This window comes from Micromonospora sp. LZ37, from assembly GCF_059359015.1.
This window is the reverse complement of sequence record NZ_JCADBL010000001.1, coordinates 837501-858357: the sequence shown is the minus strand read 5'-3', so window position 1 is coordinate 858357 and position 20857 is coordinate 837501. Positions and strand designations below refer to the sequence as shown.

Sequence of the window (20857 nt, the reverse complement as noted above, 5' to 3'; positions counted from 1 at the left end):
CCAGTCCGGGGTATAAATCATAATTGGCACTGGCTTATCTAGCACCCTGTTGAGTTCTCAAAGAACAACCACACACCATCCGAAAGCCCTACCTCGTAGGACCCCCGTCCGGGGCAACCTCTCTAACTTACCCGCTCCGCCCCCCGCTGTCAACCCGTTCGGGTTGATCAACTTGGTTCGGTTCGTCCACGCTCACGCACGCCGTACCCGGCGGTCGCTTCTGTCGTGGGAGATGGCAGACCGGCCGATCGCCGCTTCGCGGCTCTCCGCCCGGCTCCTGCCGGCTTCCGAACTCTACCCGGTCAGTTCCGCGATCGCAACCCCGTCTTCCGGGGCACCTCGCACCGCCCGTTCCTCAGTCTCGCTCGGCGTCTCCGCCACGATCCTGGCGCCCGTTCTCGGCCGGTTCGTCCGGCCTCCCCCGTGCAGAGAGAAAGTTACGCGGAGCGTCCCGAGAAGGCAAATCAATGATCGTCTCTCAGTCTGGCACCGCCATCGAGGGGGTCAACGCCCGAACTCCCGACCGGCATTCCCGCCCGGGACGGGAGCGGCGTGCCAGAGTGGCAGCCATGGATGACGTCTCCCCCTCGCCGGCGGTCACCCACGCCGAGGAAGCGCTGCTGGGACTCCTGCTGCCGTTCTGGCAGCTGGTGATCGCCGCGGTGGTACTCGTCGTGGTGGTGCTCTCCGTCGCCCGCCTGGCACGGCGCGGGCGGTCCCGGATGAGCACCGCACTGCTGGTGACGGCGACGGCGATCGTCGGCCTGGCGCTGATCGGCGCGTTGCTGCAGAGCTGAACGGGTCAGAGGCGCCGGTTGGCCAGGCTGGGCAGTTCGGCACGGATCGTGTCCAGGCGATCGAGGTCCAGCTCGACCACGGTCAGCCCCGGACCGTCCGACACCTGGCCGAGCACCGTGCCCCACGGGTCGACGACCATGCTGCGCCCGAAACAGGTACGCCCCGGCTCGTGGTCACCGGTCTGCCCGGCGGCGGCCACGAAGCACTGGTTCTCGATCGCCCGGGCCCGCAGCAGCACCTCCCAGTGGTCCCGGCCGGTGTGCATCATGAACGCCGCGGGCACGACCAGCAGGTGCGCGCCCCCATCGGTCGCCAACCGCCGGTACAACTCCGGGAACCGCAGGTCGTAGCAGATGGAGAGGCCCACCCGCAGGCCCTCGACGTCGACCACCACCGGCTGCTCCCCCGGCGCGACCGTGGCGGACTCCCGGTAGGACACCCGGCCGGGGATCTCCACGTCGTACAGGTGGATCTTGCGATAGCTGGCGGCGAGCGTGCCGGACCGGTCGAAGACCAGCGACGTGTTCCAGGTGTGCCGCGGGTCCGGACCCGCCTCGTGGAAGGAACCGGCCACCAGCCAGATGCCGAGCCGGCGCGCGACGTCGGCGAAGAACGTCCCCACCGTGCCGTCCACCGGCTCAGCCGGCGGCATCCCGGCGGCCGGGCCGAGATAGTCCACGTACTCCGGAAGGACGGCCAGGTCGGCGCCGGCCGCCGCGGCCCTGACCAGCAGGGCCTCCGCGGCGGCCAGGTTGGCCGCACGGTCGTCGCGGGCGTTGAGCTGGCAGACGGCGACGCGCATGGAGATCAGGGTACGGGCGGACGGTGGCCGGCGACAGCCTCGGGCGCCGGCCCGCACCAGGGCGCCGGCGACGACGCCGAGCCCGGCGGAGCCGCTCCGGGCCCGGGGTGAGTGCCGGCGGCACGGGTGCTGGCCGGATGGAGTCCCGCGGTCAGACGGCACCACCGCCGGGCCAATCGGATCCCGTAGCGACACCGGAAGCACGGCCCCCCGCGGGTGGCCGTGCTTCCGGTGTCGCTACGCGTCGACGGTCAGGCCGACTTCTCCTCACGATCCCTGCGGGCGCGCCGGCCGGTGAACTCCCGCGGCACGATCGTCGGGTTGACGTTCTCCAGGACGACCTCGCGGGTGATCAGCACCCGCGCGGCGTCGGGGTTGCTCGGCACCTCGTACATCACGGAGAGGAGGACCTCCTCCATGATGGCGCGCAGGCCGCGGGCGCCGGTGCCGCGCAGCATGGCCTGGTCGGCGATCGCCTCCAGGGCCGGCGGCTCGAACTCCAGCTCCACGCCGTCGAGCTCGAAGAGGCGCTGGTACTGCCGGACCAACGCGTTGCGGGGCTCGGTGAGGATGCGGACCAGGGCGCTACGGTCCAGGCTCCGGACGTTGGTGATCACCGGCAGCCGGCCGATGAACTCCGGGATCAGCCCGAACTTGAGCATGTCCTCCGGCATGACCTGGCTGAAGATGTCGTCGGTCGAGCGGTCGGAGACCGACCGGAGGCGGGCCCCGAAGCCGGTGCCGCCGTGCCCGGTACGGGCCTCGATGATCTGGTCGAGCCCGGCGAAGGCGCCACCGCAGATGAACAGCACGTTGGTGGTGTCGATCTGGATGAACTCCTGGTGCGGGTGCTTACGCCCGCCCTGCGGCGGCACGTTGGCCACCGTGCCCTCGAGCATCTTGAGCAGGGCCTGCTGGACACCCTCGCCCGAGACGTCCCGGGTGATCGACGGATTCTCCGACTTGCGGGCGATCTTGTCGACCTCGTCGATGTAGATGATGCCGGTCTCGGCGCGCTTGATGTCGTAGTCGGCGGCCTGGATCAGCTTGAGGAGGATGTTCTCCACGTCCTCGCCGACGTAGCCCGCCTCGGTCAGCGCGGTGGCGTCGGCGATCGCGAACGGGACGTTGAGCATCCGGGCCAGGGTCTGGGCCAGGTGGGTCTTGCCGCAGCCCGTCGGGCCGAGCAGCAGGATGTTGGACTTCGCCAGCTCCACGGCGTCGCTGCCGGAGCCCGGCGCGCCGGCCGCCTCGGCCTGGATCCGCTTGTAGTGGTTGTAGACCGCGACCGCCAGCGCCTTCTTGGCCTGGTCCTGGCCGACCACGTAGTTGTCGAGGAACTGGCAGATCTCCATCGGCTTGGGAAGCTCTTCCCACTTCACCTCGCCGGACTCGGCCAGCTCCTCCTCGATGATCTCGTTGCAGAGATCGATGCACTCGTCGCAGATGTAGACCCCAGGCCCCGCGATGAGCTTCTTGACCTGCTTCTGCGACTTGCCGCAGAAGGAGCACTTCAGTAGGTCGCCGCCGTCACCGATCCGTGCCACCTACGTTCTCCCTGCACTCGTCAGCCGGAACGCCGGCCCTGACCTGCGGGCGCCAGGCGCCCGTCCGTCTTGATCCATCCGCCGGTCCGACCCGGTGGAGCGGTACGGACCCGACGTTACCCGCTGCCGGGGGTTTCTCCGACCCCCAAAACGGGTGTGTCAGAGGCCGGCCGGGAACCATTCCCCGACCGACCTCCGACGCAAACTGCTCAGCGCGCCGCGTTGGCGGCGAGCAGGCCCTTCTTGCGGCTGGTCAGGATCGTGTCGACCAGCCCGTACTCCTTGGACTCCTCGGCCGTCATGATCTTGTCACGGTCGATGTCCTTGCGGACCTGCTCGATCGGCCGGTTGCAGTGCCGGGAGAGCATGTCCTCCAGCTGCGTCCGCATCCGCAGGATCTCCCGGGCCTGGATCTCGATGTCCGAGCCCTGCCCGTAGCCGCCCTCGGTGGCCGGCTGGTGGATGATGATCCGCGAGTTCGGCAGGGCCATCCGCTTGCCCGGGGTGCCGGCCGACAGCAGGACCGCCGCCGCGCTGGCCGCCTGGCCGAGGCAGACGGTGGAGATGTCCGGGCGGACGTACTGCATGGTGTCGTAGATCGCCGTCATGGCGGTGAACGAACCACCCGGCGAGTTGATGTACATGATGATGTCGCGGTCCGGGTCGGTGCCCTCGAGCGTCAGCAGCTGGGCCATCACGTCGTTGGCCGACGCGTCGTCCACCTGGACGCCGAGGAAGATGATCCGGTCCTCGAAGAGCTTGTTGTACGGGTTGGACTCCTTGACCCCGTACGACGTGCGCTCGACGAACGACGGCAGCACGTAGCGGTTGTGCACGGCCGCGAACTGGGGCGGCAGGCTCAGGTCGGTCATCGTCAGCTCCTCAGCTCAGGGTCCCGGCGCCATCCGGAACCTGCGCGGCCCCGATGATCACCTTGTCGATGAAGCCGTAGTCCATGGCCTCCTGGGCGGTGAACCAGCGGTCACGGTCGGAATCCGCCTCGATCTGCGCCTGGGTCTGGCCGGTGTGGTGCGCGACCCGCTCCTGGAACATCCGCTTCGTGTAGAGCATCTGCTCGGCCTGGATCGCGATGTCCGACGCGGTGCCACCGAGGCCACCGGACGGCTGGTGCATCATGATCCGGGCGTGCGGCAGGGCGTAGCGCTTGCCCTTCGTGCCCGCGCAGAGCAGCAGCTGGCCCATGGAGGCCGCCATGCCCATCGCCACGGTCGACACGTCGTTGTCGATGAACTGCATGGTGTCGTAGATCGCCATGCCGGAGTAGACCGAGCCACCCGGCGAGTTGATCCAGAGGTTGATGTCGCGGTCCGGGTCCTCCGCCGCGAGCAGCAGCAGCTGCGCGCAGATGCGGTTGGCGACCTGGTCGGTCACCTCGCTGCCCAGGAAGACGATCCGCTCCTTGAGCAACCGGTTGTAGACCGAGTCGTCGAGGTTGCCAATGGTGTCGCCACCGCGGGCCTCGATCGCCCGTAGCGGCTTCGCTGGGATGTGCATGTCGGTCATGGCAGCCCTTCGCTCTCCGTACCGTCGTACCCGACATTAACCGCTCAGCCGGGTGATCGACTCCCGGTCGGGGCACTGTTCGCTCTCAGCGCAGCTGACCTGGAGACGTACCCGGAAAACGGCTTCGGCCGCCGTCCACCGCAAGGGGCGGACGGCGGCCTACCGGGATCGGTCAGTGCTCGTGGTCGTGGTCGTGCGCCTGCTCGCTCTCGGCCCGCAGCGCGTCGAGGGTGACCTCGTTGCCGGCGGAGTCCTTGATCTTGATCTTCTCCATCACCGCGGCCAGGGCCTTGCCGCGCCGCACGTCACCGAAGACGGCGCCGGCCGCGCCGGAGCGCACCAGCTCGTCGTAGTACTGCTGCGGGGCCATCCCGGCGCGCTGCGCCCGGTGGACGATCTCGTGGCCGAACTCGTCGTCGGAGACCTGGACGTCCTCGGCGTCGGCCAGGGTGTCCAGCAGGAGCTGGATCTTGACACCCTCGGTCGCCGCCTCCTGCAGCTCGGCGTCGATCTGCTCCTCGGTCTTCTCCTCGGCGGCGAGGTACTCCTCCAGCGAGGCGCCGATCCGCTCGAGCTGGTCGACCATCGCCGCCTTGCGGCTCTCGACCTCCTCGCGGACGACACCCTCCGGCGCCGGCACCTCGGCGGCCTCGACCAGCTGCTCCAGAGCCTTGTCCCGGGCGGCGTAGATCTGCTCGACCCGCTTGCCCCGGGTGACCCGCTCGCGCAGGTCGTTGCGCAGCTCCTCGATCGTGTCGAACTCGCTGGCCATCTGGGCGAAGTCGTCGTCCAGCTCCGGCAGCTCCTTCTCCTTGACCGTGCGGACGGTCACCGCCACCTCGGCGTCGCGGCCGGCGAAGTCGCCGCCGACCAGCTGGGTGGTGAAGGTGGTGCTGTCGCCGGCGGCCAGGCCGACGACCGCCTCGTCCAGGCCCGGCAGGAGCTGCTTGCTGCCCACCTCGTGGGAGATGTTGCTCGCCGAGCCGCCCGGCACCTCCTCGCCGTCGACCGTGGCGTTCAGGTCGATCTGGACGTAGTCGCCCTCCTGGGCGGCCCGCTCGACGGTCTTCAGGGTGGCGAACCGCTCGCGCAGGTTCTTGACCTGCTCGTCGATCTCGCTGTCGTCGATCTTGAGCTCGTCGACGGTCACCTCGACGGTGGCCGGGTCCGGCAGGGTGATCTCCGGGCGGACGTCGACCTCGGCGGTGAAGTTGAGCGAGTCACCGTCGTTGAACTCGGTGATCTCGACCTCGGGGCGACCGAGGGTCTTCAGGTCGTGCTCGCGGACCGCGGCGAGGATGTTCTGCGGGATGGCCTCCTGCACCGCCTCGTTGAGGACGGTGCCCCGGCCCACCCGCTGGTCGATGACGGCGGCCGGCACCTTGCCCCGGCGGAAGCCGGGAACCTGGACCTGCGAACCGATCTCCCGGTACGCCTTCTTGAGGCTCGGCTCGAGCTCGACGAACGGCACCTCGATGGCGAGCCGCACGCGCGTCGGGCTCAGAGTCTCGACGGTGCTCTTCACAGGCGTACTCCTTGACGGATCTCAGTTGAGTCTGGGCGTGATTCAGCCCATCGAGTGTAGGCGAGCCGGCGCGGCCCACCGGCAGCGCCCGGACACCCCGCGAAAACGGCGGCACCCGGGACGACCCGGCCGCGGACGACAGTCGGGGTGGCGGGATTTGAACCCACGGCCCCTCGCTCCCAAAGCGAGTGCGCTACCAAGCTGCGCCACACCCCGTGGCGACCAGAAGTGTATGACGTCGGCACCGGCCGGAGGTGCCGGGGCGGCACCCAACGCGCCGAACCCCCACCAAAGGGACACATCTCCCCTCCCCCCTCCGGCCCCTTCGACGTGGGTCGCGCGCCCTCCCGCCGGGTGCGAGGGGGCAATTTCCTGGAAAGACGAGGGGGCAATTTCCTGGAAGGAGTGGCCTCCGTACCTGAGGGAGGCCCCTCCTTCCAGGAAATTGCGCGATCTTGGCGGCGGTGCGGGACCGCCTCTGCGCGTGCGGCGGGCGGACCGGGTAGGCTGTCGGCGCGTCCCGCGGTGGCGGGGCGGCTGCGGGCGTAGCTCAATGGCAGAGCTTCAGTCTTCCAAACTGACGGTGCGGGTTCGATTCCCGTCGCCCGCTCCACCCACGAAGGCCCAGGTGGACCGCATGATCGCGGCACCTGGGCCTCTCGCTTCTCCCCTCTTCTGGATCTTGCGGGCCATCCGCGTGCCATTCACGGTCGGCGGCGGCCACTGCCGGCGATCCGCGGTCCATCGCCTGGGCGATCTCGCGGTCACGCTCGCTTGTGGCGTGCTGGTAGGTCAGAGCAGCGCGAGGTGGCGTGTCCCATGCGGTGCATGAGCCCCCGGGTGCTGGCACCCCGCCGACGCGGCGAGCGTGTTGCCAGTGTGGCGCAGGTCGTGGAAGTGGAATCCAGCCAGTCCCACCGAGGTGATCGTCTTGGTCCACTTGACGGCTCGCCCGAAGTTGCCCGCGGACACGCTGTCGACGTGCCGAGCTTGAGTACCAGGGCCTCAACAGCGGCTGCCGGCAGCGCGACGACACGGGCCCGACGGCGGACTCGGGCGAAGCCTGCTAGGTGCGGGCTTGGCGGCGGAGGCCGAGAGCGCCGGCGGTCAGCAGGGCGACGGCCCCGATGACGAGTGTCCAGAACCACTGGCTGCCGAGAATCTCGGGCTGACCCCAGGCACCCTGGGCTTTGAGCCACAGCATCGCGATGATGAGCGGGATGAGCAGCACCGGCCTCGATCAGGACGCCGGCCCGGTCGAACACGTACAGAGCTACGAATTCGGCGCCCTCGTCTCCAGGCACGAACGGCGTGGTCAGGAAGAACTGTCGGCCATCCGGAAGATGCCCTACATGTTCGGCCATGTAGTCGTCGTGATCGATGACGACGACCGGCGGCTCGTGAGACATCGGGCCATGCTCTCAGTCGGTGAACCCGCCGGCGACAATCCGGGCGTCCGGCCCGCATCGGCCGGGCCGGCCGAACTGGCCTCAGCCGGTTTCGGCCGCGGAGTAGTAGACCCTCTCCCCGAGTCCGGTCAGGTAGAGCGCCACATCATCGGACACGCCCTGGTCGAAGACCCAGTGGCGCTGATCGTTGACGACGGACACCACCTCCGCTTCCGTCAGGTCTGGATCGCCGTCACCCAGTCGGTACATCCAGACCAGGCCGAGCTGGCCTGCCCGCCACCCAGGTGGATGCGCGCGTCGCGACCGGGCCTGAGCGCCGCAGCAGGTCGTCCGACGGTTCGCGCACGACGAGCATGCTGGGCCCGAGTCGACCGCTTCCGCTCCTGCCCTTCACCGCGGTGGCGAGACGTACAGCCCGGTCTTGCACCCCATCTCGCCCGGCTCCAGCCAGATCGCGTCGTACCCGGGTGACTCGATGGCTCCGCTGGGAGTCCTGACCAGGAGGAGGCAGTCACGCTCGGCGGGTACGCCGACCGCGGCGACGAGGGCACCCTCGTGCGTGACCGTGTCGACGGTGACGTGCTTCTCGGGAAAGGCCGCACGCACCGCGCCCGCGAGCGTGTCGGGCGTGGCGGTGCGCAGCGCCGCGGTGAGCCGTTGGCGCCCGTCGTCCGGCAGCCTCGGGACCGGCGAGGCGGTGGGGACGGGAGGAGTGGCGACGGAGGGGCAGTCGATCTCCTGATACGAGGTGTAGCGATAGAGCTCGAGCACGTAGCGGTAGCAGCGCGTGGCCTGACCGGCGGAGTTGCCGAGGTCGCCGAAGGAAGCCCCGTGCTGCTCGGCCACCGTCACGACGAACCGGACGTCGATGGTGGCCTGCTCGTTGCCGGCGGTTCGACCCGACCAGCTCAAGGGCTCACGTCGGAGGGTCGAGTCGCCGCCCTCCACCTCCTTGGGGATCTCGGTCTTGGCGATGTACTCGGCGTCCCGAACCCGGTTGCGGTGGCCGAGGTCGTCATCGAGGAGCTCCGCTTCGGTTGCTGCGATGTCCCGCGCCATCGAATCACCCTCGCGGTAGTCCGAGCACCCGCTGAGCGCCAGGCAGGCCACCACTGCCGCGCAGATCAGGCGCGGAGCCCCGAAAGGTCGGCGTACGCCGGGCGCTTGCACCAGTCGTCGCGCTCTGGCCGGCGATCCATTGACGACATCCGTATCCACGAACACGGCGCACACGGTATCGCCCGCATCGCGGCCGTGGGGTCTCGAAGCTCACCGCGGATCGATCGCCGGTGCCCCCGCTGCTGCGAAGTCCACCCGGCCCGGAGGGGCCGGATACGGTTCGCGCGTGATGACCGGCACCACCACCCGTCCCTTGATCTTCCTCGACGTGGACGGAACGCTGATTCCGTTCAGAGCCCGGCCCGTGAGCCGTGAGCTCTCCCTGGGCGGCGCCGGCGGGCGGCCACCGAACGGCACCGGCAATCCTCTGCTCGACCGGCTCGACCCGGATGACGGGCGCCGACTGTTGGCGCTGGAATGCCAGTTGGTCTGGGCGACGACATGGCTGGCCGAGGCGAACGAGGTCATCTCGCCACGGCTCGGGCTTCCGGAGCTGCCCGTCGTGGATTGGCCGGACGGCGACGGCGATCCGGCGCGGGGGCTGCACTGGAAGACCGCGTTCCTCACCCGGTGGGCGGCCGGCCGCCCATTCGTGTGGCTGGACGACGAGACGACCGATGCCGACCGGCGATGGATCGCGGGGCACCACCCGGGGCGGCGCTGGTGCACCGGGTCGACCCGTACGTCGGCCTGACCGGCGCGGGCTTCTCGGCGGTCCACCGATGGCTTGGGCGGGGGTGACGACGACACCCGACCCCGACCGCTACGAGGCGTTAGTCGGCGACGTGTACGACTATCTTGCCGCGCCGCTTGCCCGTCTCGAGCGCCTCGTAACCGGAGCGCGTCCCGGTGAGGGGCAGCACCCGGTCCACCACCGGCCTCAGCCGACCCTGGTCGACCAGTTCCGCGATGGCGCGCAGCCCCTCCCGGTCGGGTTCGACGATGAAGTACACCCCGCGGACGCCGTGCCGCGCCGCCTCCTCCGGCTCGGGAGGCACGGCGACGGTGACCAGGATGCCGCCTGGCTTCAGGACCGACCAGGACCGCGTCTGCGTGGCTCCACCGACCATGTCGACGACCACATCGACGTCGCGGACGTGATCCTCGAAGCGGTCCTGGGCGTAGTCGATGGCCTGCTCCGCGCCCAGATCCTTGACGAACTCCAGGTCGGCCGCTGCCGCCGTGGCGCTCACCCGCGCACCGAGGCCCGCCGCGAGCTGGACCACGTAGCTCCCCACGCCGCCGGCGCCGCCCTGCACCAGTACGTGCTGGCCGGCCCGCAGGTCGGCGTGATTCACGAGTGCCTGCCAGGCAGTCAGGGCGGCCAGTGGCAGCGCCGCGGCCTGGTCGTGGTCGATGGTGGCGGGTTTGGTCGCCACCACGGCCGCGGGCACGGTGACGTACTCGGCGGCGGCGCCGTTCCTGACGAAGGGGATCAACCCGTAGACGGCCTCCCCCACGGCGGGGCTCTCCACCTCCGCTCCGCACGCCGCGACGATGCCCGAGAACTCGTGTGACGGGATGATCGGGGTGCGCTCGGGTCCTGTCCCGTCCTTGGTGTACGTCCAGGTTTCCGGCCAGGTGAGTTCCTGGGGGGTCATCGACGCGGCCTTCACGGCCACCAACACCTCGCCGGGGCCCGGCTCGGGCCGCGGCACCTCCTCGTACACGAGCTGTTCCGGGCCGCCCCGCATGTGTGCCCGCACGGCGTGCATGGTGCTCATCCGACGGCTGCTCCTCTCCCACCCGCATCCCGGTCAGGCCCGCCGGCCACCCCCGGTGGGCAGGGATCAGGCTGACTTCCGGATTATCCCGAGGTTCGGCCGCCGATTTTCCCGATTCCGCGATCCCTCGCCCGTCGGCGCGCAGAACGCTCGGATGGCGGCAGGCCGGGACGGTGGTGTCACCCCCGGCCCTCGCCCTGACCGCGTCGAGGCCGCGCCGCCACCGGCTCAGCCGCGGGCCGGCGGCCGGGAGCCGCGATCAGCGAGCAGGGCGGCTCACCCGTCCGCCCGCGGGTGATGAGCAGTGCGGTGCGATCGTCGACGGGACCAACGCCCGGCGGCCCGTCGACGGGGTCCCCTTCAATGAGGAGCGGCAGTGGGAACGTGGGGAGCACACCCCTTCGGCAACGATCACGCGCTGGATCTGGTCGACGAGCTTGCCGAGCTGGACGAGCGGGAGAAGGAGGAGCACCTCCGACAGCTCTTCGGCGAGGTGCTGGATCCTCCGGCGGGTCGGCGGCTGTGGCCGAAGGAGGTCGTTGCCGGCGCCGCCCTCGTCGCGCTGGTCCTGCCGGGTGGCGCGGCGGTGGCCGACGACGAGGGGGGGCGGTCACGACCAGGAGTCGGAGGAGGACGTCGAGGACGACTGGGCCGCGGCGGTCCCGTCCGCGCCCTCTGCCGAGCTGATCTCCCTGGCGGCCGAGGCGTTGCGTGTCGTCACCGTGCCGACCGGCCAGTGGTGTGCCGGCTGGCGGCTCGACGAGGACCGCGCCGCCGCGCTGGGCCATGCGACGACGATCGCCACGGTGCTGCGGGCCGCGACGGCCACCGGACCCGGCGGCGGCTGACCGCACCGCCGCGAGGCCGCTCCGGCTCGCCGACGCGGTCAGTCGGCGAGGACCTGCGCCAGGGCGTGGGAAGCCTGACGGATCATGCCGGGGTTGGTGTGCCAGTAGTACGGCAGGGCCAGGACGGCCTGGAGGAGCGCCCAGCCGCGGCCGCGCAGCCACGAGGCGTCGTCGACGTCGAGTTCGGCCCGGAACCGCTCGCGGCTGTCACCGGCGAACACGTTCCACGCCGGTTGCAGGTCACAGGCCGGATCACCGACGTTGAGGCAGCCGAAGTCGATGACCGCCGACAGGCGACCGTTGACGACCAGCAGGTTGCCCGGCAGCAGGTCGCCGTGCACCCACACCTCCGGGCCGTCCCAGGCCGGGGCGTCGAGCGATTCGCGCCAGGAGCGGAGGGCGGCCCCGCCGTCGATCCGGTCGCCGAGCTGCCCGATCGACCGTCGGACCGAATCGTCGAACTCGGCGAGGGGGCCGCCACGGTGACGGGGAGGGCGCGGGAAGGCGTCGGAGGTGTCGATCCGGCGCAGCGCGGCCACGAACGCGGCGAGGTCGACGGCGGCCCGGTCCAGGTCGTCGATCGTGCCGTTGGCGTTCTCACCCGGCAGCCACTCGCACACCGACCAGTCGAAGGGGTAACCCTCCGCGGGTCGCCCCATCGCCACCGGCACCGGCAGCGCGAGCGGCAGGTGCGGCGCGAGCTTCGGCAGCCACTCCGCCTCCTTCGCCGCCTGCGCGGTGGCCCAACCGATCCGTGGCAGCCGGGCCACCAACCGCTCGCCCAGCCGGTAGATGTCGTGATCGGTCCCGTAGGAGGCGACCTGCCGGACCGGCAGGTCGGCCCAGCGCGGGAACTGCCCGGCCAGGAGGCGACGCAGCAGGTCGGGGTCGGTCATGATCTCGTCGGCATGCATCCTGGTCGCGCTCATCGGCGTCATCCTCGGCGAACCGCCTGCCACCGGCAACCGGGTTCCTCGGCCACCCCGGACCAGGAGGCGGGCGGCGGGCCGCCGGCCAGGAGAAGGGGCTTCGGGCGTACCGCTTCGCCGGAGACGGGCGACCCGGGCCACTTCGCCCGCCATGGCCGGGCGGGTCGTTTTTGCGCGGCCCGGCCGGGGTACCGCAGCCGGCATGGACACGAAGACGAACGCGTACCTGGTCGGTGGCCCCCTCGACGGCAGCACCCGGGAGGCGCAGAGCGCCCTGCACGAGGTCGAGCTCGAAGGCATGATCCACCGCTACGTGCGCACCACGAAGCAGCACGGTGACGAGACGGTCTACAACTACGACGGCATGGTGGCCCCCGACGGCGGTGAGCCCGGCGTCGAGGACCCGGCCGCCCGGGTGGCCTCACCGAAGGCGGACTCGGAGGGGCACGGCGGCACCCACTGACCCGCGGTCGCCCCGACCCATCGCGGATGAACCGCGGTGGGCCGGGTAAGCACCGCCGTCCTGGTGGGGAGACGACCTGCGTCGCGGCGACCCGCGACGGACACGCGGGCGGGCGGCCATGTGCCGACCCGCCCGCCGTGCGTCGGTCACCTGCCGCTGAGGAAGTTCCAGACGTCCACGACCCACTCGGTCTGCTGCAGGTAGGCGACGCCGACCCCGACGAGGAAGACCGCGGTCACCAGGTGGGCGCCGCGCGCGCCGCGCCGGACCCGGCCCAGCTGGCGCTCCCAGATCACCCGGCCGAGCAGCCGGGACAGCGCGAAGAGGCCGACCGCGACCAGCAGGCTCAGCACGAAGGTGAGCAGCGGCGCCCCCAGGTCGCCCCGGCCGGAGATCGCCCAGATCCCCCAGCAGACGAACGCGAAGAGCGCGCCCGCCGCGCTCCACTCGCCGCCGCGCCGCAACTGCGCCAGGTGCCAGCTCATCGGCCGGCGCGGCGGGGCCTGGTCGGACCAGGCGTGCCCGTGCCCGTCCGCGTCCACCACCGGGAACGGCTCGGTACGCGGAACCGGGCGCTGGCCCACCGAGGCGACACCCCGTTGGAAGCCGTCCCGCTGCGGCGGCACCCCGACGCCGGGCTGCGGCGGCACCTCCACGGTCCGTTCCGCCCACGGCTGCGTCTGGTCTGCCATCTCTGTGTCCTCCCCATGACCGGCGCCGGCCTACGGCCGACCCGTTGCCTTCGAGGGTAGCCAGCCGGCAAATGGGTCGCCGTCCCGCGCGGTGATGGACTAGACAGGTTCGATGACCCACCCCGTACCGGAGATCCGGGTCGCCTCGGCCGACGACTTCGACGACATCGCCCAGTTGATGGCCGACGCGTTCCACAATCCGTTCGACGCGGAGGCCCGGGAGGTGGAGCGGGGCATCTTCGAGCCCGACCGGGGGCTGCTGGTGCGCGACGGCGGCGCCGCGGTGGCCCACGCCGCCGCCTTCACCCGGAGGCTGACCGTGCCCGGTGCCACGGTGCCGGCCGCGCACGTGACGATGGTCTCGGTGGCGGTCACCCACCGCCGGCGCGGGCTGCTGACCGCGTTGATGCGCCGGCAGCTGCGGGAGCTCCACGACGCCGGCCGCGAGCCGGTCGCGGTGCTCTGGGCCAGCGAGGGGCGGATCTACCCCCGGTTCGGCTACGGCCTGGCCGCGCAGCGGCTCGCCGTGGAGTGCCGGGCCACCACCGAGCTGCGGCTGCCGGAGTCCACCGCCGCTTCGGGCACGCTCCGCCTGGCCGATCCGGCCGCGGCGCGGCCCGAGCTGGCCCGGGTGTACGAGCGGGTACGCCCCGACCGCCCCGGCTGGTCGACCCGGGACGAGCGCTGGTGGCGGTACGTGCTGGCCGACCCGGGCGCCTGGCGGGGCGGGGCGACAGCGCTGCGGGCGGTGCTGCACGAGAGCCCCGACGGCGTGGACGGGTACGCGCTCTGGCGTATCCGCGACGAGTGGGACCGCTCCGGCCCCCGGGGGGAGGTCCGGGTGCACGAGGTCGTCGCGGCGAGCCCGGCGGCGTACCTGGCGCTGTGGCGCACGCTCTTCTCGGTCGACCTGACCCGCCAGCTCTCCGTCACCCGGCTGGCCGTGGACGAGCCACTGCTGCACCTGGTCGACGAGCCGCGCGCGCTCGGCGCCCAACTCGTCGACGCCCTCTGGGTCCGGCTGGTCGACGTGCCGGCCGCGCTGGCCGCCCGCCGGTACGCCACCGCCGTCGACGTGGTGGTCGAGGTGACCGACCCGCTGCTGCCGGAGAACACCGGCCGCTGGCGGCTCACCGGCGGCCCGGACGGCGCGATCTGCGTACGCACCGACGACCCCGCGGAGCTGGCCTGCGACGTACGGTGCCTGGGCGAGCTCTACCTGGGCGGCGCGGGGCTGGCCGCGCTGGCCGCCGCCGGTCGGGTCCACGAGCTGCGGCCGGGTGCGCTCGCCGCCGCCGGACCGGCCTTCGCCTGGCACCGCGCCCCGGCCCCGATGGAGATCTTCTGACCGTCCCCGCCGGGTGCGGCCGGGCAGCGGCCCGGGAGGTGCTGCCGGGCCGCCGCCCGGACGGTACGGTCGGTTGATGGCGGAGGCGGAACGACGGCGACGGCGGCTGCGGCACCACCCGGACGGTGCGGCGGGGGGCGACGGTCCGGCGGCGGCCACCGCCGAGGTGCACGACGGGCCGCCCGCGCCGCGGGTCCGGCGGGGCCCCGGGGGCGATGACGGCGAGCGGGGCCTGCGCGGCCTGGTCGGCTCCGGCTCCTCGCAGGTGGGGGTGAGCGCCGCGCTGCGGGCGCGGGACGCCGCCCGCCCCGGCGACGAGGACCTGGCCGAGGCCGAGGCCCGGTTGGTGATCGTCCGGCGCAACTGGATGCCCCGGGAGGACCTGCCCCGCTCGGGCCGCTGATCCGGGCCGACCGCGCGGCCGGCCCGGATCACGGGCGGGTCAGGGCAGGTCGGGCAGCTGGCGGGTGCGCTCGTACTCGGCCATCTGGGCGATCCGGCGGCCGTGCCGCGGGTTGCCGGAGAACGGCGTGGTGAGGAACGCCTCGACGATGGCGGTCGCCTCGTCCAGGGTGTGCTGGCGGGCGCCGACGGCCACGATGTTGGCGTCGTTGTGCTCCCGGCCCAGCTGGGCGGTCTCGATGCTCCAGGCCAGCGCCGCGCGGACGCCGGCGACCTTGTTCGCGGCGATCTGCTCGCCGTTGCCCGAGCCGCCGATCACCACTCCGAGGCTGCCCGGGTCGTTGACCACCCGGTCACCGGTGTGCAGGCAGAAGGCCGGGTAGTCGTCGTCCGGGTCGAAGGTGTGCGGGCCGACGTCGACCAGCTCGTATCCCTGCGTGGCCAGGTGGTTGGCCAGGTGCACCTTCAACTCGAAACCGGCGTGGTCGGATCCCAGGTAGACGCGCATACCGCGCAGTCTGTCAGGCTCCACCCCGGTACGCCGCGCGGGCGGCGTACCGGGGTGGATTCGTCACAGCGTCGGGCGGGGCAGCTCGGCGACGACCAGGCCGCCGCGCGCCTTCGGGGTGAACCAGGTGCTCTTGCGGGGCATCTTCTCCCGGGCCAGGTTCACCGCGACGAAGTCGTCCACGGTCACCGGGGCGATGAGGATGGCCAGTTCGGCGCGGCCGGCGTCGACCTCGCCGGTGAGCCAGCTCGCCGGGTAGTCGCCGCCGACGTAGGTGATCCGCTTGTCGCCCGGATCGAGGCCGAGCGCGTCGCGCAGCAGCAGCCGCTCGACCAGGGCGTGGTCGAGGTTCTCCAGCCGTCCGGCGCCGTCGGCGTGCGGCAGGCGGACCGCGTACCCCTGGTCGGCGAGCCGGAGCACGACGGTGCCGCCGTTCGCCGGGACCTCGACCGGGCCGTCGACGGCGGTGATCTCCGCGCCGGCGGCGCGGAGCCGGTCGAGCAGCTCGTCTCCGGTGGTGGTCAGCTCGCTGACCAGCCGGTTGTAGGGCTGGATCGCCACCGACGCCGGCGTGGTGACGACCGAGAGGAAGCGGGGCAGGCCGCCGGTCTGCGCGGCGAGGCTGCGGTGGTTGCCGTCGGCGACCACCAGCTCGCCGCCGCCCGCGAGGGCGGTCAGCTCGTCCTGCCGCGGGCCGGGGCCGAGCAGCCAGATGGCGTGGGTCCGGCCGGCCTGGTCGGTGTCGGTCGCGGCGGGCGCCCCGGCCGATTCGGTCGCCGCCGCGAGCGCGGCGTGCAGCTCGTCGCCGCGCCCGGTCTGGAGCAGGAGTACGGGCGAGAGCAGGTGCCCGAGCGCCTCGGCGAGCGCGACCCGCTCCCGCACCTTGGCGATGAAGACGTCCTCGTTGCGGATGACCAGGCCCGGTTCGTCGGCGCTGGTGGAGATCTGGTCGGTGTCGACCATGGCGAAGAGCCCGTACGCCGGCTCCTCCTGCGGGGCGCTGATCCGGTACAGCACCACCACCTGCTCGGCCGGGGTGTAGCTGCCGTCGGCCTTGGCCTCGGCGAGGCGGGCCACCGCGTCGGGCAGCGCGTCGAGGAAGGACTTCCCGAGGCTCTCCGGCGCCCGGTGGGGCATCTCGATGCCGAGGGCACTGTGCGGGTTCGCCTCGATGATCGCGGTGATCTCCGCGTCGTCGGCGAACTCGTCGTAGTTCTGCGCGCCGGTGCCGCCAGTGGTGATCCAGGCCCGGGCGATCGGATGCACGACCGTCATGCCGGTGACGCTACCGGCGTCCGGGGCCCGGAGATCGGCCGCCCCGCGGTCGGTCCACCAGATGAACCACTCAGTTCCAGTCGACCACGACGGCGCCGGAGCGGTGCCGACCGGCCGGCCCGGGGACGGTCACGCGCGGGCGGTCACCGAGGCCGGCGGGCCGCGGGCGGTTCCCCGGTGGGGTGGCCCGGGAGGTGACGGGGACCCGGGCGACGCCCACCACGATCGGCGGGGCCAGCAGGTCGACCATGTCGTCGGGCAGGGTCGGGCTGACGAGGGGCCAGTGACCGTCGTCGACCGACCAGTAGGCGGGGATCTCGGCCACCTCCTCGCCCGTGGAGTCGTCGGCGGACGGACGGCGATGCTTGGCCATCGGGGAGCCTCCGGGTGCACCGGGTGCGGCCACGCGGGCCGCTGCGCTGGACACCTGGAGAAACGACCCCACGTACGGGAGGGTGACGCGGACGCCCGCCGCGCCGCGGGCGCCGGCTGTCGAGAGGGCCCCGGCTCGCCTCGGGCGGCGCGCCGGGGCCCCTCCCTCCGATCAGTCGAAGATCGGGCCGAGCTCGCGGGAGCGCTTCAGCTCGTAGAAGCCGGGGGTGCCGGCGACCAGCAGGACGCCGTCCCAGAGCCGGCCCGCGGCCTCGCCCTTCGGCGCCGGGGTGACCACCGGGCCGAAGAAGGCGACCATGCCGCCGTCCGGGCCGGGGGCGTGGATGACCGGGGTGCCGACGTCGGTGCCGACGGGGCGCATCCCCGCCTCGTGGCTGGCCCGCAGCGCCTGGTCGTACCCGGTGGACTCGGCGGCCTCGGCGAGCTGCGGGTCCAGGCCGGCCTCGGTCAGCGCCGCCGCGTACAGCTCCGGGCCGACCTTCTCCTGGCCGAGGTGGATCCGGGTGCCCAGGGCGGTGTAGAGCTTGGCGACGGCCTCCTGGCCGTACCGCTGCTCCGCGGCGATGCAGATCCGCACCGGGCCCCACCCGGTCCGCATCAGCTCCTGGTACTGCTCGGGCAGGTCCCGGCCCTCGTTGAGCACCGACAGGCTCATCACGTGGAAGCGGATGTCCACCTGCCGCACCTTCTCGACCTCCAGCAGCCAGCGGGAGGTGATCCACGCCCACGGGCAGATCGGGTCGAACCACATGTCAACGGCGACACGCTCGGTCACGGTGAGGTCCCTTCACGACTGGCGCGTCGGCGACCCGACGCTGCTGTCTCCGATCCTCACCCCGAGGGGCATCGACCGGTAGCGGAATGAGAGCGTGAGCTCGACCACCGCGGGGCGTCGGTGCATGGAAGACTCGGCTCGGGCCGGCCGTCACGAGCGGCCGAGGGGTCGGCGCGCCGCGAGGCGGCGAGAATTGGGATGGAGACGAACAGTGCCGGGAGTGCGCAACCTGACGCAGGTCGAGGCGACCGAGCGGGCCCGCCTGCTGGAGGTCACCGGGTACGACATCAACCTGGACCTGTCGACCGCCGTGCAGCCCACGGGCCGCACGTTCCGGTCGGTGACCGAGGTCCGGTTCCGGTGCACCGAGCCGGGCGCGAGCACCTTCATCGAGGTCGCCGCCGAGTCGGTGCGTTCGGCGACGCTGAACGGCGCCGAGGTCGACCTGGGCGGCTGGTCGGCGGAGAAGGGGCTGACCCTGCCCGGCCTGGCCGCCGAGAACGTCCTGGTCGTCGACGCGGACTTCGGCTACTCGAACAGCGGGCAGGGCCTGCACCGCACGGTGGACCCGGTCGACGGCGAGACCTACCTCTACAGCCAGTTCGAGACGGCGGACGCGCAGCGGGTCTTCGCCGCCTTCGACCAGCCCGACCTGAAGAGCGTCTACACCTGGCACGCCACCGTCCCGGAGCACTGGCGGGTGGTGTCCAACATGCCGGTCGGGCGCGAGGAGCCGGCCGGCGAGGGCCTCAAGGCGGTCCACTTCGTGGAGTCGCCGCGGATGAGCACCTACATCACCGCGCTCTGCGCCGGGCCGTACCACGAGGTGCGGGAGAGCCACGACGGCATCGACCTGGGCGTCTTCTGCCGGGCCTCGATGGCCCCGCACCTGGACTCCGACGACCTGTTCCTCATCACCAGGCAGGGCTTCGACTTCTTCCACGAGCAGTTCGGGGTGCGCTACCCGCTGCCCAAGTACGACCAGCTCTGGGTGCCGGACTTCAACGCCGGCGCGATGGAGAACTTCGGCTGCGTGACGCACGCCGAGTCGCACTACCTGTTCCGCTCGCAGGTCACCGACTTCGAGTACGAGCAGCGGGCCAACACGATCCTGCACGAGCTGGCGCACATGTGGTTCGGTGACCTGGTCACCATGCGCTGGTGGAACGACCTGTGGCTGAACGAGTCGTTCGCCGAGTGGGCCAGCCACTGGTGCAACACCCACGCCACCCGGTTCACCGAGGCGTGGACGACCTTCCTGTCGATCCGCAAGAACTGGGGCTACCGGCAGGACCAGCTCTCCTCCACCCACCCGGTCTACACGGAGATGCCGGACCTGGAGGCCGTCGAGGTCAACTTCGACGGCATCACGTACGCCAAGGGCGCCAGCGTGCTCAAGCAGCTCGTCGCGTACGTCGGCGAGGAACCGTTCCTGGCCGGGCTGCGCGCCTACTTCGGCAAGTACGCCTGGGGCAACGCCACCTTCGACGACCTGCTCTCCGAGCTGGAGACGGCCTCCGGCCGGGAGCTGCGCAAGTTCGCCGCGCAGTGGCTGGAGACCGCGCAGGTCAACACGCTGCGCCCCGAGGTCACCATCGGCGCCGACGGCGGGTACGAGCGGGTGCTGGTCCGCCAGGAGGCGACGGCCGCCCACCCGACGCTGCGCACCCACCGCATCGGGGTGGGCCTGTACGACCTCACCGACGGCCGGCTGGTCCGCCGCGAGCGGGTCGAGGTCGACGTGGCCGGCGAGCAGACCGAGCTGTCGGTGCTGCACGGCAAGCGGGCCGCCGACGTGCTGCTGCTCAACGACGAGGACCTCACCTACGCCAAGCTGCGGCTCGACGAGCGGTCGATGTCCACGGTGGTGCAGCACATCGCCGGTTTCGAGTCGTCGCTGGCCCGTGCGCTGTGCTGGACGGCCGCCTGGGACATGGTCCGGGACGCCGAACTCGCCGCCCGCGACTACGTGGCGCTGGTGATGTCCGGGCTGCCCGCCGAGACCGACATCAACCTGATCCCCGCCACGCTGCGGCAGGCGACCACCGCCCTCAGCCTCTACGTCGACCCGGCCTGGGCGCCGACCGGCTGGGCGGGGCTGGCCCGCACCGCGCGGACGGCGCTGAACGCCGCCGAGCCGGGCAGCGGCTTCCAGCTCGCCTGGGCCCGCGCGTACACCTCGGCGGCCCGCTCCGACGAGGACCTGGCGACGCTGCGCGGCTGGCTCGCCGGCACCGGGGTGCCGGCGGGGCTGACCATCGACACCGAGCTGCGCTGGGCGATCCTCCAGTCGCTGGTGGCCAAGGGCGCGGCCGGCCCGGCCGAGATCGAGGCCGAGTTGGCCGGCGACCGGACGGCCAGCGGCGAGCGGGAGGCGGCGTACGCGCACGCGCTGGTGCCGACCGCTCAGAACAAGGGCGCCGTCTGGGCCGAGCTGACCGGCCCGGAGGCTCTGCCGAACTGGCGCAACCGGGCGCTGCTGCAGGGCTTCACCCACCCGACCCAGGTGGAGCTCACCGCGCCGTACCGGGAGCGGTACTTCGCCACGGTGGCCCAGGTCTGGAGCCAGCGCGACAGCGAGCCGGCGCAGGAGTTCGTGCAGCTGGCGTACCCGGCCTACCTGGTCGAGGAGGAGACGGTGGCGGCGACCGACGCCTGGCTGGCCGCCGCCGCGGGCCAGCCGGCGCCGCTGCGCCGTCTGGTCGCCGAGGGCCGCGACGGCGTCGTCCGGGCGCTGCGGGCCCGCGCGAAGGACGCCCAGAGCGCCTGACCGGGA

General features: G+C 72.0%; 21 protein-coding genes, 2 tRNA genes and 2 pseudogenes. 9 read left to right on the top strand and 16 right to left on the bottom strand.

Features of this window, described 5'->3' with window-relative positions; translation table 11 throughout:
* Positions 1–569: 569 nt before the first annotated feature.
* The gene (locus AC5L3Z_RS04125; RefSeq protein ID WP_494839552.1) at positions 570–797 is read left to right on the top strand and encodes a hypothetical protein; all 228 of its coding nucleotides are present in this window, start codon (positions 570–572) and stop codon (positions 795–797) included.
* Positions 798–802: 5 nt separating this feature from the next.
* On the opposite strand, the gene AC5L3Z_RS04120 is transcribed toward AC5L3Z_RS04125, so the two are convergent.
* From AC5L3Z_RS04120 to AC5L3Z_RS04095, 6 genes are all read right to left on the bottom strand, one after another.
* A complete protein-coding gene (locus AC5L3Z_RS04120; RefSeq protein WP_494839550.1) occupies positions 803–1600 on the bottom strand; it encodes a carbon-nitrogen hydrolase family protein in 798 nt (265 codons plus the stop codon).
* Between the two features lie 251 nt (positions 1601–1851).
* Positions 1852–3147: an ATP-dependent Clp protease ATP-binding subunit ClpX gene (clpX, locus tag AC5L3Z_RS04115; protein ID WP_334525510.1), complete on the bottom strand. Its 1296-nt coding sequence runs from the start codon at positions 3145–3147 to the stop codon at positions 1852–1854.
* Between the two features lie 209 nt (positions 3148–3356).
* Positions 3357–4019 carry an ATP-dependent Clp protease proteolytic subunit gene (locus AC5L3Z_RS04110; RefSeq protein ID WP_030333536.1) on the bottom strand — a complete coding sequence of 221 codons (663 nt, stop codon included), beginning with the start codon at positions 4017–4019 and terminating at the stop codon, positions 3357–3359.
* A gap of 10 nt (positions 4020–4029) precedes the next feature.
* Positions 4030–4671, bottom strand: a complete 642-nt coding sequence (locus AC5L3Z_RS04105; protein ID WP_334525513.1) for an ATP-dependent Clp protease proteolytic subunit — start codon at positions 4669–4671, stop codon at positions 4030–4032.
* Between the two features lie 172 nt (positions 4672–4843).
* Complete coding sequence (tig, locus tag AC5L3Z_RS04100) at positions 4844–6196, bottom strand: trigger factor (RefSeq protein WP_494839548.1); 1353 nt, start codon at positions 6194–6196, stop codon at positions 4844–4846.
* A gap of 142 nt (positions 6197–6338) precedes the next feature.
* Positions 6339–6412 (bottom strand) — tRNA-Pro (locus tag AC5L3Z_RS04095).
* A 323-nt stretch (positions 6413–6735) separates the two neighbouring features.
* On the opposite strand from AC5L3Z_RS04095, the gene AC5L3Z_RS04090 reads away from it, so the two are divergent.
* A tRNA-Gly gene (locus AC5L3Z_RS04090) sits at positions 6736–6809 on the top strand.
* A 453-nt stretch (positions 6810–7262) separates the two neighbouring features.
* Here AC5L3Z_RS04090 and AC5L3Z_RS04085 read toward each other — a convergent pair.
* From AC5L3Z_RS04085 to AC5L3Z_RS04075, 3 genes are all read right to left on the bottom strand, one after another.
* Positions 7263–7427 carry a hypothetical protein gene (locus AC5L3Z_RS04085; RefSeq protein WP_494839547.1) on the bottom strand — a complete coding sequence of 55 codons (165 nt, stop codon included), beginning with the start codon at positions 7425–7427 and terminating at the stop codon, positions 7263–7265.
* A gap of 259 nt (positions 7428–7686) precedes the next feature.
* Positions 7687–7854, bottom strand: a complete 168-nt coding sequence (locus AC5L3Z_RS04080; protein ID WP_494839546.1) for a hypothetical protein — start codon at positions 7852–7854, stop codon at positions 7687–7689.
* Between the two features lie 141 nt (positions 7855–7995).
* Positions 7996–8829: a hypothetical protein gene (locus AC5L3Z_RS04075; RefSeq protein ID WP_494839545.1), complete on the bottom strand. Its 834-nt coding sequence runs from the start codon at positions 8827–8829 to the stop codon at positions 7996–7998.
* A 124-nt stretch (positions 8830–8953) separates the two neighbouring features.
* Between AC5L3Z_RS04075 and AC5L3Z_RS04070 the strand changes: the two are divergent.
* Positions 8954–9465, top strand: a pseudogene (locus AC5L3Z_RS04070) (HAD domain-containing protein).
* 32 nt (positions 9466–9497) lie between these two features.
* Here the strand turns inward: AC5L3Z_RS04070 and AC5L3Z_RS04065 are convergent.
* Positions 9498–10448: an NADP-dependent oxidoreductase gene (locus AC5L3Z_RS04065; protein WP_494839543.1), complete on the bottom strand. Its 951-nt coding sequence runs from the start codon at positions 10446–10448 to the stop codon at positions 9498–9500.
* Positions 10449–10824: 376 nt separating this feature from the next.
* Between AC5L3Z_RS04065 and AC5L3Z_RS04060 the strand changes: the two are divergent.
* Both AC5L3Z_RS04060 and AC5L3Z_RS04055 read left to right on the top strand, forming a co-directional pair.
* A pseudogene (locus tag AC5L3Z_RS04060) lies at positions 10825–10983 on the top strand (DUF4259 domain-containing protein); the annotation flags it as partial.
* 4 nt (positions 10984–10987) lie between these two features.
* Positions 10988–11296: a hypothetical protein gene (locus AC5L3Z_RS04055; RefSeq protein ID WP_494839541.1), complete on the top strand. Its 309-nt coding sequence runs from the start codon at positions 10988–10990 to the stop codon at positions 11294–11296.
* Positions 11297–11334: 38 nt separating this feature from the next.
* On the opposite strand, the gene AC5L3Z_RS04050 is transcribed toward AC5L3Z_RS04055, so the two are convergent.
* Positions 11335–12225 (bottom strand): aminoglycoside phosphotransferase family protein, encoded by an 891-nt coding sequence (locus AC5L3Z_RS04050; RefSeq protein WP_494839539.1) that lies wholly within the window; start codon positions 12223–12225, stop codon positions 11335–11337.
* A gap of 202 nt (positions 12226–12427) precedes the next feature.
* Between AC5L3Z_RS04050 and AC5L3Z_RS04045 the strand changes: the two genes are divergently transcribed.
* Positions 12428–12688 (top strand): hypothetical protein, encoded by a 261-nt coding sequence (locus AC5L3Z_RS04045; protein ID WP_494839538.1) that lies wholly within the window; start codon positions 12428–12430, stop codon positions 12686–12688.
* Positions 12689–12834: 146 nt separating this feature from the next.
* On the opposite strand, the gene AC5L3Z_RS04040 is transcribed toward AC5L3Z_RS04045, so the two are convergent.
* Positions 12835–13380, bottom strand: a complete 546-nt coding sequence (locus tag AC5L3Z_RS04040) for a hypothetical protein (RefSeq protein WP_494839536.1) — start codon at positions 13378–13380, stop codon at positions 12835–12837.
* Between the two features lie 112 nt (positions 13381–13492).
* Between AC5L3Z_RS04040 and AC5L3Z_RS04035 the strand changes: the two genes are divergently transcribed.
* Positions 13493–14728 (top strand): GNAT family N-acetyltransferase, encoded by a 1236-nt coding sequence (locus AC5L3Z_RS04035; RefSeq protein WP_494839534.1) that lies wholly within the window; start codon positions 13493–13495, stop codon positions 14726–14728.
* A 76-nt stretch (positions 14729–14804) separates the two neighbouring features.
* Positions 14805–15131, top strand: a complete 327-nt coding sequence (locus AC5L3Z_RS04030) for a hypothetical protein (RefSeq protein WP_494839533.1) — start codon at positions 14805–14807, stop codon at positions 15129–15131.
* 39 nt (positions 15132–15170) lie between these two features.
* Here the strand turns inward: AC5L3Z_RS04030 and AC5L3Z_RS04025 are convergent, their stop codons facing one another.
* The 4 genes from AC5L3Z_RS04025 to AC5L3Z_RS04010 form a co-directional block, all read right to left on the bottom strand.
* Positions 15171–15638 (bottom strand): ribose-5-phosphate isomerase, encoded by a 468-nt coding sequence (locus AC5L3Z_RS04025; RefSeq protein ID WP_334525551.1) that lies wholly within the window; start codon positions 15636–15638, stop codon positions 15171–15173.
* Positions 15639–15701: 63 nt separating this feature from the next.
* Complete coding sequence (locus tag AC5L3Z_RS04020; protein WP_494839531.1) at positions 15702–16913, bottom strand: DUF1015 family protein; 1212 nt, start codon at positions 16911–16913, stop codon at positions 15702–15704.
* A gap of 70 nt (positions 16914–16983) precedes the next feature.
* A complete protein-coding gene (locus AC5L3Z_RS04015) occupies positions 16984–17286 on the bottom strand; it encodes a hypothetical protein (protein WP_494839529.1) in 303 nt (100 codons plus the stop codon).
* A 171-nt stretch (positions 17287–17457) separates the two neighbouring features.
* On the bottom strand, positions 17458–18081 hold the full coding sequence (locus tag AC5L3Z_RS04010) for a mycothiol-dependent nitroreductase Rv2466c family protein (protein WP_494839528.1): 624 nt from the start codon (positions 18079–18081) through the stop codon (positions 17458–17460).
* A gap of 220 nt (positions 18082–18301) precedes the next feature.
* Between AC5L3Z_RS04010 and pepN the strand changes: the two genes are divergently transcribed.
* Positions 18302–20851 (top strand): aminopeptidase N, encoded by a 2550-nt coding sequence (pepN, locus tag AC5L3Z_RS04005; RefSeq protein WP_494839526.1) that lies wholly within the window; start codon positions 18302–18304, stop codon positions 20849–20851.
* The last annotated feature ends 6 nt before the right edge of the window (positions 20852–20857 follow it).

Excerpts from the sequence above, each read along its gene's own strand:
- AC5L3Z_RS04125 (WP_494839552.1), top strand. The coding sequence starts at position 570 with ATGGATGACGTCTCCCCCTCGCCGGCGGTCACCCACGCCGAGGAAGCG.
- AC5L3Z_RS04120 (WP_494839550.1), bottom strand. The coding sequence starts at position 1,600 with ATGCGCGTCGCCGTCTGCCAGCTCAACGCCCGCGACGACCGTGCGGCC.
- AC5L3Z_RS04110 (WP_030333536.1), bottom strand. The coding sequence starts at position 4,019 with ATGACCGACCTGAGCCTGCCGCCCCAGTTCGCGGCCGTGCACAACCGC.
- AC5L3Z_RS04105 (WP_334525513.1), bottom strand. The coding sequence starts at position 4,671 with ATGACCGACATGCACATCCCAGCGAAGCCGCTACGGGCGATCGAGGCC.
- AC5L3Z_RS04080 (WP_494839546.1), bottom strand. The coding sequence starts at position 7,854 with ATGTACCGACTGGGTGACGGCGATCCAGACCTGACGGAAGCGGAGGTG.
- AC5L3Z_RS04065 (WP_494839543.1), bottom strand. The coding sequence starts at position 10,448 with ATGAGCACCATGCACGCCGTGCGGGCACACATGCGGGGCGGCCCGGAA.
- AC5L3Z_RS04050 (WP_494839539.1), bottom strand. The coding sequence starts at position 12,225 with ATGAGCGCGACCAGGATGCATGCCGACGAGATCATGACCGACCCCGAC.
- AC5L3Z_RS04045 (WP_494839538.1), top strand. The coding sequence starts at position 12,428 with ATGGACACGAAGACGAACGCGTACCTGGTCGGTGGCCCCCTCGACGGC.
- AC5L3Z_RS04040 (WP_494839536.1), bottom strand. The coding sequence starts at position 13,380 with ATGGCAGACCAGACGCAGCCGTGGGCGGAACGGACCGTGGAGGTGCCG.
- AC5L3Z_RS04035 (WP_494839534.1), top strand. The coding sequence starts at position 13,493 with ATGACCCACCCCGTACCGGAGATCCGGGTCGCCTCGGCCGACGACTTC.
- AC5L3Z_RS04030 (WP_494839533.1), top strand. The coding sequence starts at position 14,805 with ATGGCGGAGGCGGAACGACGGCGACGGCGGCTGCGGCACCACCCGGAC.
- AC5L3Z_RS04025 (WP_334525551.1), bottom strand. The coding sequence starts at position 15,638 with ATGCGCGTCTACCTGGGATCCGACCACGCCGGTTTCGAGTTGAAGGTG.
- AC5L3Z_RS04020 (WP_494839531.1), bottom strand. The coding sequence starts at position 16,913 with ATGACGGTCGTGCATCCGATCGCCCGGGCCTGGATCACCACTGGCGGC.
- AC5L3Z_RS04015 (WP_494839529.1), bottom strand. The coding sequence starts at position 17,286 with ATGGCCAAGCATCGCCGTCCGTCCGCCGACGACTCCACGGGCGAGGAG.